The 13,547-nt window shown below is 69.4% G+C and carries 10 protein-coding genes; 8 read left to right on the forward strand and 2 right to left on the reverse strand.

All coding sequences use genetic code 11. The features are described 5' to 3' along the window. Positions 1-75: 75 nt before the first annotated feature. Positions 76-1,008: a dihydrodipicolinate synthase family protein gene (locus tag AAEX60_RS00330; RefSeq protein WP_342100223.1), complete on the reverse strand. Its 933-nt coding sequence runs from the start codon at positions 1,006-1,008 to the stop codon at positions 76-78. A gap of 312 nt (positions 1,009-1,320) precedes the next feature. Here AAEX60_RS00330 and AAEX60_RS00335 point away from each other — a divergent pair, with 312 nt between their 5' ends. Continuing rightward, positions 1,321-2,295, forward strand: a complete 975-nt coding sequence (locus AAEX60_RS00335) for an ROK family protein (RefSeq protein ID WP_342100225.1) — start codon at positions 1,321-1,323, stop codon at positions 2,293-2,295. Then, positions 2,292-2,978: an N-acetylmannosamine-6-phosphate 2-epimerase gene (locus AAEX60_RS00340; RefSeq protein WP_342100228.1), complete on the forward strand. Its 687-nt coding sequence runs from the start codon at positions 2,292-2,294 to the stop codon at positions 2,976-2,978. Before AAEX60_RS00335 ends, AAEX60_RS00340 begins: the two co-directional genes overlap by 4 nt. A 13-nt stretch (positions 2,979-2,991) precedes the next feature. On the opposite strand, the gene AAEX60_RS00345 is transcribed toward AAEX60_RS00340, so the two are convergent. After that, the gene (locus AAEX60_RS00345) at positions 2,992-4,005 is read right to left on the reverse strand and encodes a LacI family DNA-binding transcriptional regulator (protein ID WP_342100230.1); all 1,014 of its coding nucleotides are present in this window, start codon (positions 4,003-4,005) and stop codon (positions 2,992-2,994) included. 176 nt (positions 4,006-4,181) lie between these two features. Between AAEX60_RS00345 and AAEX60_RS00350 the strand changes: the two genes are divergently transcribed. From AAEX60_RS00350 to AAEX60_RS00375, 6 genes are all read left to right on the forward strand, one after another. Then, the gene (locus tag AAEX60_RS00350; RefSeq protein ID WP_342100232.1) at positions 4,182-6,116 is read left to right on the forward strand and encodes a glycogen debranching N-terminal domain-containing protein; all 1,935 of its coding nucleotides are present in this window, start codon (positions 4,182-4,184) and stop codon (positions 6,114-6,116) included. Between the two features lie 123 nt (positions 6,117-6,239). Further along, on the forward strand, positions 6,240-7,670 hold the full coding sequence (locus AAEX60_RS00355) for an APC family permease (protein ID WP_342100234.1): 1,431 nt from the start codon (positions 6,240-6,242) through the stop codon (positions 7,668-7,670). Beyond that, positions 7,667-8,422 carry a gamma-glutamyl-gamma-aminobutyrate hydrolase family protein gene (locus AAEX60_RS00360; RefSeq protein ID WP_342100236.1) on the forward strand — a complete coding sequence of 252 codons (756 nt, stop codon included), beginning with the start codon at positions 7,667-7,669 and terminating at the stop codon, positions 8,420-8,422. Before AAEX60_RS00355 ends, AAEX60_RS00360 begins: the two co-directional genes overlap by 4 nt. Before the next feature lie 113 nt (positions 8,423-8,535). After that, the gene (locus tag AAEX60_RS00365) at positions 8,536-9,372 is read left to right on the forward strand and encodes an ABC transporter ATP-binding protein (protein ID WP_446721209.1); all 837 of its coding nucleotides are present in this window, start codon (positions 8,536-8,538) and stop codon (positions 9,370-9,372) included. Continuing rightward, complete coding sequence (locus tag AAEX60_RS00370) at positions 9,372-11,897, forward strand: FtsX-like permease family protein (protein WP_342100239.1); 2,526 nt, start codon at positions 9,372-9,374, stop codon at positions 11,895-11,897. The genes AAEX60_RS00365 and AAEX60_RS00370 overlap by 1 nt, the downstream gene beginning before the upstream one ends. A 1,237-nt stretch (positions 11,898-13,134) precedes the next feature. After that, positions 13,135-13,536 (forward strand): hypothetical protein, encoded by a 402-nt coding sequence (locus tag AAEX60_RS00375; protein WP_342100241.1) that lies wholly within the window; start codon positions 13,135-13,137, stop codon positions 13,534-13,536. Positions 13,537-13,547 lie beyond the last annotated feature (11 nt).

Consider the following 13,547-nt stretch of genomic DNA (forward strand, 5'->3'; position numbering starts at 1 on the left):
TTTGTTTCCCCCTCGCCCCCCCCCCCCCCACCCCCAGTTCCTTGGCCGGTGTGGCGGGGCCGGCGGGATGCGTCGTCAGGCGGTGGGGCCGTGCGCCTCCAGGATGGCCTGGATGGCCAGGGTGTCCTCGGCATTGATGGCCTCGAAGGGCTGGGGCACCTGATTGGACTCGATGATGCCCAGCAGCTTCAGCGCGGTCTTGAAGGCACCCACACCGGCTGCCCACCCCTGCTGCCCCCGGGATGCCAGGCAGATCTCCATCAGGCGGGCCAGGCGGTCCTGCTCGGTGCGCACCCGCTGCCAGTCGTCGGCCAGCTGCGCCTGGTGGAGCGCGACATAGCCCGCGGGGTCCACATTGGCCAGGCCGGGGACACAGCCGTCGGCACCGGAGAGGTAGGCACCGTCGACGACGAACTCGTGGCCGGTGAGCAGGGACAGGCCGGCCCCGGCGTCGCGGTTCTTCAGGGCCAGGCGACGGAAGTTGACGTCGTCCCCGGACGAATCCTTGACCCCAGCCAGCGCTCCCCTGGCCCCCAACCGCACCAGCATGTCGGGCAAGAGCTTGGTGTGGACGCAGACGGGGATGTCGTAGGCGTAGATGGGCAGCTCGGAGTGCTCGGCCAGGATCGAGAAGTGGCGCTCCACCTCCGGCGGGAGGGTGATGGCGTAGTAGGGGGCGGTGGCCACCACCGCGTCGGCCCCCAGGCTCTGGGCCTGGCGAATGTTCTCGATGACGCGGGCGGTCTGCATGTCCACGACGCCGGCGATCACCGGCACCCGGTGGTTGACGATCCGCACCACCTCACCGATCACCTGCTCCCGCAGGGCGGGCGAGGCGAAGGCCACCTCTCCGGTGGAGCCCAGGGCGAAGATCCCGGCCACCCCGGCGGCGAGCATACGTTCCAGCACGCGCTCCAGCCCCGGGACATCGAGTGTCCGGTCCGGATTCAGCGGGGTGATGACGGGCGGGATCACGCCGGTCAAGTGGTTGGCGTTACAAGCGGTCATGGAAGGCTCCTGAAGACGCGAAGGGGCGACTGGTGGGCGGTGACCGGGCATGGGGGCGCTGACGCCCTTCCGTCAGCGCATGGTGCAAAGGCACCCACGCCCTTCATCGGATGTCTGATGTCCTAACTCTAACGCGAATGGGTGGCGACGCGACGCCCACCCCGGCCAGGTAGGCCAGCCGGCACTCCCTGACCCGCGCCAGCCCGCTGGCCACGCCGCCCGCCCCGGGCACTCGGCTCGCCGGATGGAATTGACCACGCGGGGCCGCGGCGAGAGACTTGACATCAGACGTCCGATGATAGGAGCGGAGACATGCCCGGCACGCCGCAGTGCACAGTCGGTGGGGTTGGCCCCGAGGATGCCGGCCTGCTGGTCGGCGTCGATGTGGGGGGCACGCAGGTGCGCGCCGCCCGGGTGGTGGCCGGCCAGGTGCAGGGCCTGGTCTCGCATCCCACCCCGGCGCAGGCCGGGGCCGCCGCCGTGATCGACGCCATCGTCCGCGCCGTCGGTGAGGTGGGACCCGGCTCCCGCACCCGGGTGGGCATCTCGTCGGCCGGGGTGATCGACCCGGCAACGGGCACCGTGGTGGCCGCCACCGACCTGATTCGCGGCTGGGCGGGCACCCGGCTGGCCGAGGAGGTCTCCGACCGCCTGCAGCTACCAGTGCGGGTGGTCAACGACGTGCACGGACACGCGCTGGGAGAATGGCACCACGGAGCGGGCCGGGGCGCCTCCTCGATGCTGCTGGTGGCCGCCGGCACCGGGCTGGGCGGCGCCCTGGTGAGCGACGGGCGGTTGCTCATCGGCGCCCACCATGTGGCCGGCCATCTGGGCCACGTGCCGTGCGAGCAGGCCGCCGGGCTGCGGTGCAGCTGCGGCGCCACCGGACACCTCGAGTCGGTGGCCTCCGGCTCCGGTCTGGAACTGCTGCACCGCCACCTGCACCCGCACAGCACCCCCGCCTCGTCCCGCGCCATCGCGCAGGCGGCGGCCGACGGGGATCCCGACGCCCGGCGCACGGTGCGCACCTCGGGCGCGGCCCTGGGGGCGGCCATCGGAGGCTGGTGCAACCTGCTGGATCCCAGCCTGGTGGTGGTCACCGGCGGCCTGGCGAATGCCGGGGAGCTGTGGTGGGAGAGCCTGCGCGAGGCGCAGCAGCAGCACGTCCTGCCGCCCGCCAGCGACACCGCGATCGTGCTGGCCCAGCATCCCGATGACGCGGCCCTGCTGGGGGCCGCCAGCCTGTTCACCCATCCGTCGGTCCCAATGACAGGAGATCCCTCATGAACGACGTCCTCAACCAACTCCGCGGCCGGCTGGTGGTGTCCTGCCAGGCCTACCCGGAAGAACCGATGCTGGACCCCCGCACCATGAGCCAGCTGGCGCAGGCCGCCGTTGTCGGCGGCGCGGCCGGCATCCGCGCCAAGGGCCTGGAGGACCTGCGGCTGATCCGTCAGGCGGTGACGGTGCCGATCATCGGGATCGTCAAGGTGGGCAAGGAGGGCGTCTACATCACCCCCACGCTGGCGGACTGTCTGGCGGTGGCCGCCACCGGCTGCGAGATCGTGGCGCTGGACGGCACCCGTCGGCCCCGCCCGGACGGGCTGTCACTGGCGCAGACCATCGCCGGCCTCAAGGAGCAGTTCCCGCAGGTGCTGGTGATGGCGGACTGTGGCTCGCTGGCGGATGCCCACGCCGCACATGAGGCCGGGGCCGACATCCTCAGCACCACCCTGGCCGGCTACAGCGGCGAGCGCCCCAAGACCGACGGGCCCGACTGGGAGCTGGTGGAGCAGCTGGTCAGGGACTTCCCCGACGAGCCGGTGCTGGTGGAGGGCCGGATCCACACCCCCGGCGACGCCGCTCAGGCCATCCAGCTCGGCGCACACAGCGTCGTGGTGGGCACCGCCATCACCCACCCCACCAGCATCACGCGCTGGTTCGTCGAGGCCATCGACGAGGGGAACTGACCCGGGCAGGCACTCAGCACGCAGACTGGCCGCGAAGCACCAATCGAGCATCCAGCAGGGCGGGGGTCATTCCTGCGCCAGCCGAGTCGTCGCGAACCTGCCGGAGAAGGGCTTCCACCAACAACTGGACGGCCGTCTCCACTGGTTGGGCGACGCTGGACATCCCGATGGCCCGAGCCACCGGGGAGCCGTCGAAGCCGATGACCGGAACCTCGTGGTCATTGCCGCCCCGCTGGCGGAAGGTCTCCCAGGAGCCGAAGGCCAGCGAGTCCGAGGCGCACACCAGCGCCTGCGCTCCTCGGTCGAAGAGCCGGTTGGCCGCCTCGACCCCGGCCTCGACGGAATCCACACTGGCGCTGTCCCAGCCCTCCAGGTCCATGGCCGGGAAGGCTGTTCGCATTGCTGAGCGCCAGCCCTCCCGCCGGTCATCTCCCGGCCCGGAACCGGGGAGCATCCCGACGAAGCCGATCCGCTCGAACCCGGCCCGGATGAAGTGGGTGGTTCCGGCCATGGTCCCGGCCGCTCCATCCACGTCAACCCAGTAGTGCTGGCAGTCTGGATTGCTCCAGGGACGCCCGAAGGCGACCATCGGCAGGCCCTTCTTGACGAACTCCGCCGGCCTGACGTCCGTCCTGCTGGTTCCCGAGATCAGACACCCGTCGATGGACCCGCGATCATGGAGAGAAATCAGCTGCTCCACCTCGTCGCGGTCATCCTCGGCAGTGATGGGCATGATGTTGTAGCCCCGGGTGCGGGCCTCCCTCACCAACTGGTGGTGGAAGCGGTCCATCACTGCCCCGTAGATTCCATCCGACGAGGGGTAGATCCGCATCGCGAGGGTCTGGGAGCGCTGATTCCGCAAGGCTTGAGCCGCGTAGTTGGGCCGGTAACCCGTGCGCTCGATGGCAGCCTGGACCCTCTCCCGGGTCTCGGGCTTCACCAGATGGGGTGCGTTGATCACATTGGACACGGTCTGCCGGGAAACACCGAGTTCCTTGGCGAGACTCACCAGCGTTGGACGAGCCATGGTCACTGCCTCTTCTCCAATCCCCTCGTTCAGGTGCGACTCTGCCCCTTGGAACGATCAAGGATGTTGATAGCCTCTCCCCGGGCCACCCTGCACGTCAAGCCCTCAGCTTCGGTTGGCCGGATCGGGTCGATGCGCAGCGCCCCCGTCCGCCCAGTCACCGCAGAATGGTCACCATGCAGCAGCCCTACCTCACCAATCGCTCCGCCGTGCTGGCCGCCCCGGTGCAGGCGTGGTCCGCGTTGGACGGGCAGGCCGACGGGCTGGCGCCCGCCCGCACCGTGGAAGGGGTCTACTGCGGCGACATGCGGGTGGTCTCCCGGCTGGAGTTGACCAGCCCCACCCATGAGCTGGAGCACGTCAGCACCGACGAGCGGGGTGGCGGGCGGGCCAGCTTCCAGTACGTGCTGCGCACCCCGGAGCTGGGCGTGGACCCCGCCCTGCTGCTCCGGCGGGTCCGTGAGGTGGACGGCGAGGGGCTGACCGAGCGCCTGCTGCTCAGCACCGCCTCGGTCACCGACCTGGCCGTGCGGCTGCACCTGCGCCTGCGGCCCGATGCCACCGCCATGCAGCAGATCAAGTCCGGCCTGCGTGGTCAAGACGTCCGCGCGGTGCTGGCCGACGGGGGCGCCCACTTCTCCTGGCGGGACCAGAACACCTTCGCCAGCCTGACCACCGAGGCCGACTGCGCCCTGGACGGCGACGACCTCGTGCTGACCTGGGCGGTTGACCTGCCCGCCCGCGGCACCGCCGAGCTGGGCTTGCGCCTGGAGCTGCGGGACGAGGCGGCCCCCTTCGTGGCCTGCACCGCCCCGGCGCTGGTCCCGCCGGCCACAGACGGCTCCGTCCCGGCGCTGGACCGGCTGCTGACCACCTCCTTCGCCGATCTCAACGGCCTGCGGATGTCCCACCCGTCGACCCCCGGGCAGGGTTTCCTGGCCGCCGGCGCACCGTGGTACTTCACCCTGTTCGGCCGGGACTCACTGATAGCCGCGCGCAACCTGCTGCCGCACGACGTCAGCATCGCGCTGGGCACCCTGCGTGCCCTGGCCCTGCTGCAGGGCCGGAAGGTCGACGTCGAATCCGCCCAGCAGCCGGGCAAGATCCTGCACGAGGTGCGCCAGGAGCCGCTGGAGCTGGCCCTGTCCCACCAGGGCCAGACCGAGCACGAGATGCGGCTCCCACCGCTCTACTACGGCACGGTGGATGCCACCTGCCTGTGGGTGATGCTGCTGGACGAGGCCGAGGCGGCCGGGCTGGACCCCGACGAGGTGCGCCGCCTGCTGCCCAACCTGCGCGCCGCCCTGGCCTGGATCCGGGACTTCGGTGATTCCGACGGCGACGGCTTCCTGGAATACCGCGACGAGTCCGGCCACGGCCTGGCCAACCAGGGCTGGAAGGACTCCGGGGACTCCATTCGCTTTGCCGACGGCCATCTGGCGGTCGGCTCCGTCGCCCTCGCCGAGGTGCAGGGCTATGCCCATGCCGCCGCCCTGGGTGGGGCCCGGCTGCTGGCGAAGTATGCCGACCGTCCCGAGGACACCGAGACGCAGGCCGAGTGGACCGGCTGGGCCGCCGCGTTGGCCGAGCGTTTCCGGGAGAGGTTCTGGGCCAGCGACGAGCTGGGCGCCTACCCGGTGCTGGCGCTGGACGGTGCCACCGACGCCCAGGGCAACAAGCTGCAGGTGACCGGCGTCGCCTCCAACATGGGGCACCTCCTGGGCACCGGAATCCTGAGCGCCGACGAGGAGCGACAGGTGGTGACCCGGCTGATGCACCCGTCGATGAACTCCGGCTACGGCATCCGCACCATGAGCACCACCAATGGTGGTTACTGGCCGTTGAGCTACCACGTCGGCTCGGTCTGGACCCACGACACGGCCTTCATCATCAACCAGATGCTGGCCTCGGGTTACGACGACGAGGCGCGCCAGCTGGCGCTCGGTCTGCTGCGCGCCGCCGAGGGCTTCGGCTTCCGGCTGCCGGAACTGTTCGGCGGCCTGGACGCCGAACAGGTCTTCCCGCCCCAGCCCTACCCGGCGTCGTGCCGGCCGCAGGCCTGGGCGGCCACCAGTTCCGTGGTGATCGCCCGCGCCCTGGGCGCCTGCTGACCGGTATCCCGGGGGGGGCGCGGGGCTGACCACTGCGGCCGAACCCGTCGAGGCTCTGGCCCCCGCCACATTCGTCGCCCAGAAGGCTTGACCAAACTGGGGTCTGACCAGCGACGATGGAGCATGTCATCGCTCACCTTCGACCAGCACAATCCGCTCAAGGTCGCCCGGAACAAGTTCGGCTTCTGGTCCGTGGTCCTGCTCACCATCAACGCGATCATCGGGACGGGCATCTTCCTCTCCCCGGCGGGTGTGGTGAAGGTGGCCGGGGTGTGGACGCCGTTGGTCTACGTGCTGGCCGGCCTGTTCGCGGGGGTGTTGGCGCTGACCTTCGCCGCCGCGGCCCGCTATGTCAGCCAGAACGGCTCCTCGTTCGCCTATGCCCGGGTGGCCTTCGGCGATGACCTGGGCTTCTACGTCGGGGTCACCCGGTTCGTGGCCGGCGCCATCGCGTGGGGCGTGATGGCCACCGCCGTCGTCACCACGGTGCTGGGCATCTTTGGCGGCAAGCAGGCCACCACCAACACCAACATCACCATCGGCTTCGTGGTGCTGATGGGCATCCTGCTGGCCATCAACCTGGCCGGCACCCGGATCACCAAGTGGTTCAACAATGTCTCCACCCTGGGCAAGGTGGCTGCGCTGCTGGTGGTGATCGTCGCCGGGCTGGCCATCCTGTCGACGGGTGAGAACCACTTCTCCGAGCTGCGGGAGCTCTCCAAGCCCGACGGCAGCCCGCTCATCCCCGCGATGGACACCACCATCTTCGTGGGGGCGGTGTTGAGCGCCTTCTACGCCTACACCGGCTTCGAGTCGGTGGCCACCGCCGCCAGTGAGATGGACCGACCGGAGCGCACCCTCCCCCGAGCAATTCCGCTGGGCGTCGCCGCCGTGACCGCGATCTATGTGGGTGTGGTGGGGGTCACCATGGTGATCAATCCGCAGGGTCTGCTCCATTCCACCGAACCCGTGATCCTGGCCAGCGCCTTCGGCAACCCGATCGTGCGCAACCTGGTGATCCTGGGCGCGGTGCTGAGCATGTTCGGCATCAACGTGGCCGCCAGTTTCAGCACCCCGCGCATCTTCGACGCGATGAGCCGCCAGAAGATGGTTCCCGCTTTCATCAGCCGTACCTCGTCACGTGGGGTGCCGGTGGCCGCCTTCCTGCTGACCGCTGCCGTCGCGATCGCCATTCCGATGGCCTTCGGCTACTCCATGCGCGGCATCATGGTGATCAGTTCGGTGAGCCGCTTCATCCAGTTCCTGGTGGTCCCGGTGGCCGTCATCGTCTTCTACCTGGGCCGGGCCAAGCACCGGACCAACCAGACGGAGCGGCACGTGCTGCTGGATGTGGTGATCCCGCTGATCGGGCTGGCGGCCTCGGTCTTCCTGATGGCAAGGTTCGACTGGGTGGGCCAGTTCAGCAGCCCCGACGGCGGCACCAACCTGTGGGCGGTCTGGGCCATGGTGATCGGCTACGTGGCGCTGCCGGTGGCCCTCTACATCCCCTGGAAGCTGGGGGCCTACCAACAATCCCCGAAGGAGACGGCATGAACCAGCGCCCGGTGATCGGGATCATCACCAATGTGGAACTGGACCGCAACTATCTGTTCCCCGGCTATCCCCGGGTGACCCTCAACCAGGACTACCCGCGTTCCATCGCCGACGCCGGGGGCGTTCCGGTGATGATCATGCCGTCGCCGGATCTGTCCCTGCTGGCGGACCAGCTGAGCCTGGTCGATGCCCTGGTGCTGGCGGGTGGGCAGGACGTCGACCCGCAGCTCTACGGCGCCGACCCCCGCCAGGAGTGCGGCGCCCCCAATGCGGTGCGGGACCGCTTCGAGTTGGAGGCCCTGCAGTTGGCGCGGGCTGCTGGCATGCCGGTGCTGGGCATCTGTCGCGGCCTGCAGATCACCAACACCTTCCTGGGTGGCACCCTGCACCAGGACATCAGCCATTCCGGCAGCACCCAACGCCACATGATGGATGCCAACCCCGCGCTGGGCGCCCACCAGATCTCCGTCGAGCCGGAGAGCTTCCTCGACGAGGCCTGGGGTGTGACCGAGGCACGGGTGAACTCCTTCCACCACCAGGTGGTGGACCAGGTGGCCCCCGGCCTGAGCGTCGCGGCGCGTGCGGCTGACGGTTCGGTGGAGGCGGTGGAGTACACCGGCGAGGAGTTCGACCTGGTGGCGGTGCAGTGGCACCCGGAGATGATGAGCGGCGCGGACAGCACCGAGGGCGAGCAGGCCCGGCGCCTGTTCTCCTGGTTCGTGGACCTCGCCGCGGGCCGCTGGGAGTCCTGACCCCACTGGCGCCCGGGACGGTCTGCTGCGCAGATCAGACGCCAGGCCGCACGGGCATCATCCCGTGGGTGGACGCGGGGCGGAAAGGGTAAGGGACCGGCGACGGATGCCCGCTGACAAGGGCAATTCCTAGGCTGGAGCCGTCGGGTCCGCAACGGACCCCTTCCCGTCCCGAAAGGCATCGTGTTATGGCACAGTCCGTCGTCCCCCCGCCCACGCAGCAGCAGGAATTGGTGGCCCAGACCATCGACCTGCGCAAGGTCTACGGCTCCGGCAAGACGCAGGTGACGGCCCTCGACGGCGTCAACGTCAGTTTCGCCCGCGGCTCCTTCACCGCGATCATGGGCCCGTCGGGTTCCGGCAAGTCCACCCTGATGCACTGCCTGGCCGGCCTGGACAAGTTCAGCTCCGGCCGGGTGCTGATGGCCGGCAAGGAACTCAATGCCCTCAATGACAAGCAGCTGACCCTCTTCCGCCGGGAGCGCGTCGGCTTCGTCTTCCAGTCCTTCAACCTGCTCCCGACACTGACCGCCAAGCAGAACATCCTGTTGCCGCTGGAACTGGCCGGCAAGAAGCCGGACCAAGCCTTCTTCTCCCAGCTCGTCGACTCCCTCGGCCTGGCCGAGCGGCTCGACCACCGGCCGTCGGAGCTGTCCGGTGGCCAGCAGCAGCGGGTGGCCGTGGCCCGCGCCATGATCACCCGTCCCGACGTGATCTTCGCCGACGAGCCCACCGGCGCCCTCGACTCCAAGACCGGCACCGCCCTGCTGGACTACCTGCGTCGCTGCGTCGACGACCTGGAGCAGAGCATCATCATGGTCACCCATGACGCCAAGGCCGCGGCCTACGCGGACCGCGCGCTGATCCTGCTCGACGGCCAGATCGTCGACGACATCAATCAGCCCTCGGTGGAGTCCGTGAACGCCGCCCTGACCCGCGTGGGGGCCTGATGTTCCGCGACGCAGCCAAGGAGGTCCGCTATCACCCCGGCCGGGTGGTTGCCACATTGATCGCGATCGCGATCAGCGTCGGCTTCATGGCCGCGGTGAGCATCTTCGTCGACACCCAGTCGGACGCGCTGGGCAAGATGATGGCGCTGACCACGTCGAAGGCCGATGTGGTGGCCACCGTCAACAGCCCGAAGCAGAAGGTCACCAGCCAGCAGTTGGAGGCCGCCATCAAGGGCATTCCCGGCGTGCAGAAGGCGGAGTTGAGCCGCCCCGGGCAGACCGCCCTCAGCACGGACAAGGCCAATGTCTATGCCTCCATCTACCCCACCCCGTCGCAGGACTTCCGCTGGGCCCCGCTGGCCGACGGCAAGTATCCGGACCAGGTCAGTGAGATCACCCTGGCCAAGCAGTTGGCCGACAAGCTCGGCGTCGGCATGGGGCAGAGCGTGGAGGCGGGCGGCAAGCCGCTGACCGTGGTCGGGATCACCGACGACGCACCCAGCATCTTCTTCCAGACCGCCTACGTCGCTCCCGCCCTGGCCAACCAGCAGGACACCTGGCCGGGCGGCACCTGGCTGGTCAAGACCAGTGATCCGGCGGGCGCCAGCAAGGCCATCCACGACGCCCTGGCCCCGCTCACCGACCAGCCCGACGCGGAGATGTACCCGGGCAGCGGCAAGAACCTGGAGGTGGGCACCGCCCAGGAGGCGCAGCAGCAGGCGGTCAAGGCGATCTCCGGTGAGTTCGACGTGGTGAAGTACATCCTCTGGGTCTTCAGCGCCATCGCGGCGCTGGTGGGGATCATCATCATCGCCAACACCTTCACCATCCTGCTCACCCAGCGTCGCCGCCAGATCGGCCTGCTGCGGGCCGTCGGCGCCACCGGCGGTCAGGTGCGCCGCAAGTTCCTGGCCGAGGCGGTGCTGCTGGGGCTGCTCGGTTCCCTGCTGGGCCTGGTCTTCGGCGCCCTGGTGGCCTGGGGCGGCGCCCACGTCACTGGCGCCAGCTGGTTCGGCCTGAAGTTCCCCTGGCTGGATCTCGGGGTGCAGGTGCTGATCGGCATCCTGCTGACCGTGCTGGCCGCGGTGCTGCCGTCGCTGCGGGCAACCCGCGTGGCCCCGCTGGAGGCACTGCAGCCGGTGGCCACCAGCGAGCAGCGACGCCGCGGCTCCATTGTGCGGGCCGTCATCTGCGGCCTGATGGTGGCCGCCGGCGCCGCCCTGGCGGTGCTCTCGATCAACGCCGAGGTCAGCGCGGACACCCCGGCCTGGCAGGGCCCCGTCGTGCTGGCGATGGCCGGCGCCGGCCTGATCAGCCTGGGCGTGCTGTTCGGCGCACCGTTGTTCATCCCGACGGTTCTCAAGGTGCTGGGCAAGCTGTTCAGCTGGGCCGGCCCCACCCCCGCGCTGGCCGCCTCCAATGCGGTGCGCAATCCCGGACGGGCCTCGGCCACCGCCACCGCGTTGATGCTGGCCTGCGGGCTGATCGTCACCCTGCAGGTGGGCACCGCCACCGCGCAGCGGACCGCGCTGGACGAGATCAACCAGAAGTACCCCGTCGACGTCCAGGTCTCCGCCAGCCGCTCTGCGTCCGATCCGGGCCAGTCGGCCCCGGGTCTGACCGCCCCCGTCGTCACGGCGCTGGGCAAGCTACCCAATGTGAAGGCCTCGGTGACGCTGCCGGGCGGATCGGTGGCCAGCTCCGGCCCCGTCTCGGTGGAGACGCTCCTGGGCCACACCGGCGGAATCCGGGCAGTGACCGATCAGGTACCGGCCAGCATCACCGACGGCCAGATCCTGATGCCCAAGAATGTCAAGCGCGGCACCCAGGTGGTACTGCAGCGCGTCGACGCCAAGGACCGGCCGACCGGCGAGAAGATCACCCTGAGCGCCGTCCCCAGCGCCGCGATCGAGCAGAACCTGGGCATGGTCTCCCCGGCCACCCTCGCCAAGCTGGTGACCAAGCCCACGCCCCAGTCCTACTGGGCGCAGCTGGCCAACGACGATGACCTCGGCTCCACCATGACCCAGCTGGAACGGATCACCACCCAACATCACGAGCTGAACGCTGGTGGTTCGGCCAGCGAGGCCTACATGATCACCAAGATCCTGGACATCCTGCTGAAGGTGATCACCGGCCTGCTGGGGGCCGCGGTGGTGATTGCCCTGATCGGCGTGAGCAATACCCTGGGGCTGAGCGTGATCGAGCGCACCCGGGAATCGGCGCTGCTGCGGGCGCTGGGCATGCACAAGACCTCGCTGCGGCTGATGCTGTTGGTGGAGGCGCTGCTGCTGGCCCTGGCCGGGGTGCTGGTGGGCGTGCTGGCCGGCGGCTTCTTCGGCTGGCTCGGCATCCGTGCGGTGCTGCGGCAGGCGGACATGGGCAGCCACATCCAGTTCGCCGTGAACTGGCCGCTCACCCTCGGCCTGATCGGGATTGCGGTCCTGGCCGCCGCTCTGGCCTCGATCCTGCCCGGCCGCAAGGCCGCCAGCGCCACCCCGACGGAGGCCCTGGCCGAGGACTGATCCCGGCTGCGCTGATGCGTGGGAACAGGGGCGACGGGTCATCCGTCGCCCCTGTTTGCCATTCGTCCCGGCCACCACCTGGCCAGCCGGCACGACATCCGGGTGTGATCCGACGGCCCGCGTGGCGTCCCCACCAATATGGACGCTTGTCCAGTTTTCCCGGAAGAGCGATGGGCGCATCCCGGCGCCACAGAGGCATCAGACCCCGCTCAGCGCTCCATCGGGATAACGGGACGGATGACCAATGCCGCTGGGATCGGGTCGGGGGGCCGCCCCATGGCCTTCGGGACGGACAACACCCCGTCGTTCCGGGACAACACGTGGGACAACACCCGTTTGGTTGAGTGCCCGCATGGACCCCGCCTGCACCTGCCCGACCCCCGGCCATGACCCGCCCCGCGACGTCACCCAGAGCCAGGCCCTGTGGTCCGCGATGCGCGACGGCTGCCCACAGGCCGGCTGGCTGCTCTGTCTGGAGCTCGCCTCCCGGGTTGCCGAACTCATGTCTGGTGTCGATCCCGCCTTCTCCCGGTCATCAGATTCTGAACGCGAGCTGCCGCCGGACCTCCTGGGCACCTGTTGGTTGGTCCTGCATCGTTGGCCTCCCGGTGGCGGCGATGTCCTGGGCCGGATCGCTGCCCGGATCGTCCTCGATGACCGCACCGCACCAACCCCGGAGGAGAGCTGGCCACCCCACCGGTTCAGTCGCCTGCCAGCAGCGGCCCAGCCCAATCTCCGGCCTCTCCTGGACGCGGCCATGAAGGTCGGGGTATTGAGGGCTGACCAGCAAAGACTCCTGGCGGACCGCTATCTCACTGGCCTGACGCCCGCCGAATTGGCCCGTCGGGAGCAGACCACGCCGGATGTCATCCGGCATCGCTGCCGTAGAGCAGCTCACGCGCTAGCCGTCCCATGGAGTGATCTGCGTCGTCTCAGCCAGGGAGATCACTGGACGCAATGAGCTGGGACAGCCGACCCCGAGGCCGGAATGTGGATTTCCTCACAAGAAAATCTCAGGAATTGACCAGAATTGGCCACCGGCCCTACGTCAAGTGTGAGATAGTTACAGCATCGCTTCGGAGTGCAGCCCAGCTGGCTCCCCGGACGATCCAAAGACGCCCTGGGGGTTGTTGGGGGTGACCAGCAGCCCCCAGGTGCCTTTTTTTGAACGATACAAGCCGGGACACCGCAGTCCCCGCCTCCCGTGAGCACCGGATGCTGTACGTAGAGTGGGCCCATGCCCAGTCAGCGCCAGGAGGATGCCCGCCGCCGGATCGAGCTCAATGAGCAGAGTGTGCGGCAGGAGGCCCGGGCCGCGCAGCAGTTGATCGACGAGTTCATCGCCGAGGCCACCCGTCGTGGCATTCGCCCCGAGCCGCTCAAGGCCACGGTGATGTCCGGCCCCACGGTGAAGACCGACAAGCAGGGCTGGTACCTGCGCAAGAACCGCTCGATCGCCATCGGCACCGACGGCGGCTACTACGTGCTCACCGTCCCGGGCGGCAGGCTGGCCCGGTTCACCGGGGTGGCGCTGCAGCCCACACCACCGCCGCTGGTGGTGGGCCGTGGTGGCCGCGACGGCGAGACCGGTGACCTGAAGGAATTCCTGGGTTGGCGGCTGGACGCCGGGAACGCCTGAGCCACACGAAG

The sequence above is a fragment of the Luteococcus sp. H101 genome, from assembly GCF_038433155.1.
Lineage (GTDB): Bacteria > Actinomycetota > Actinomycetes > Propionibacteriales > Propionibacteriaceae > Luteococcus.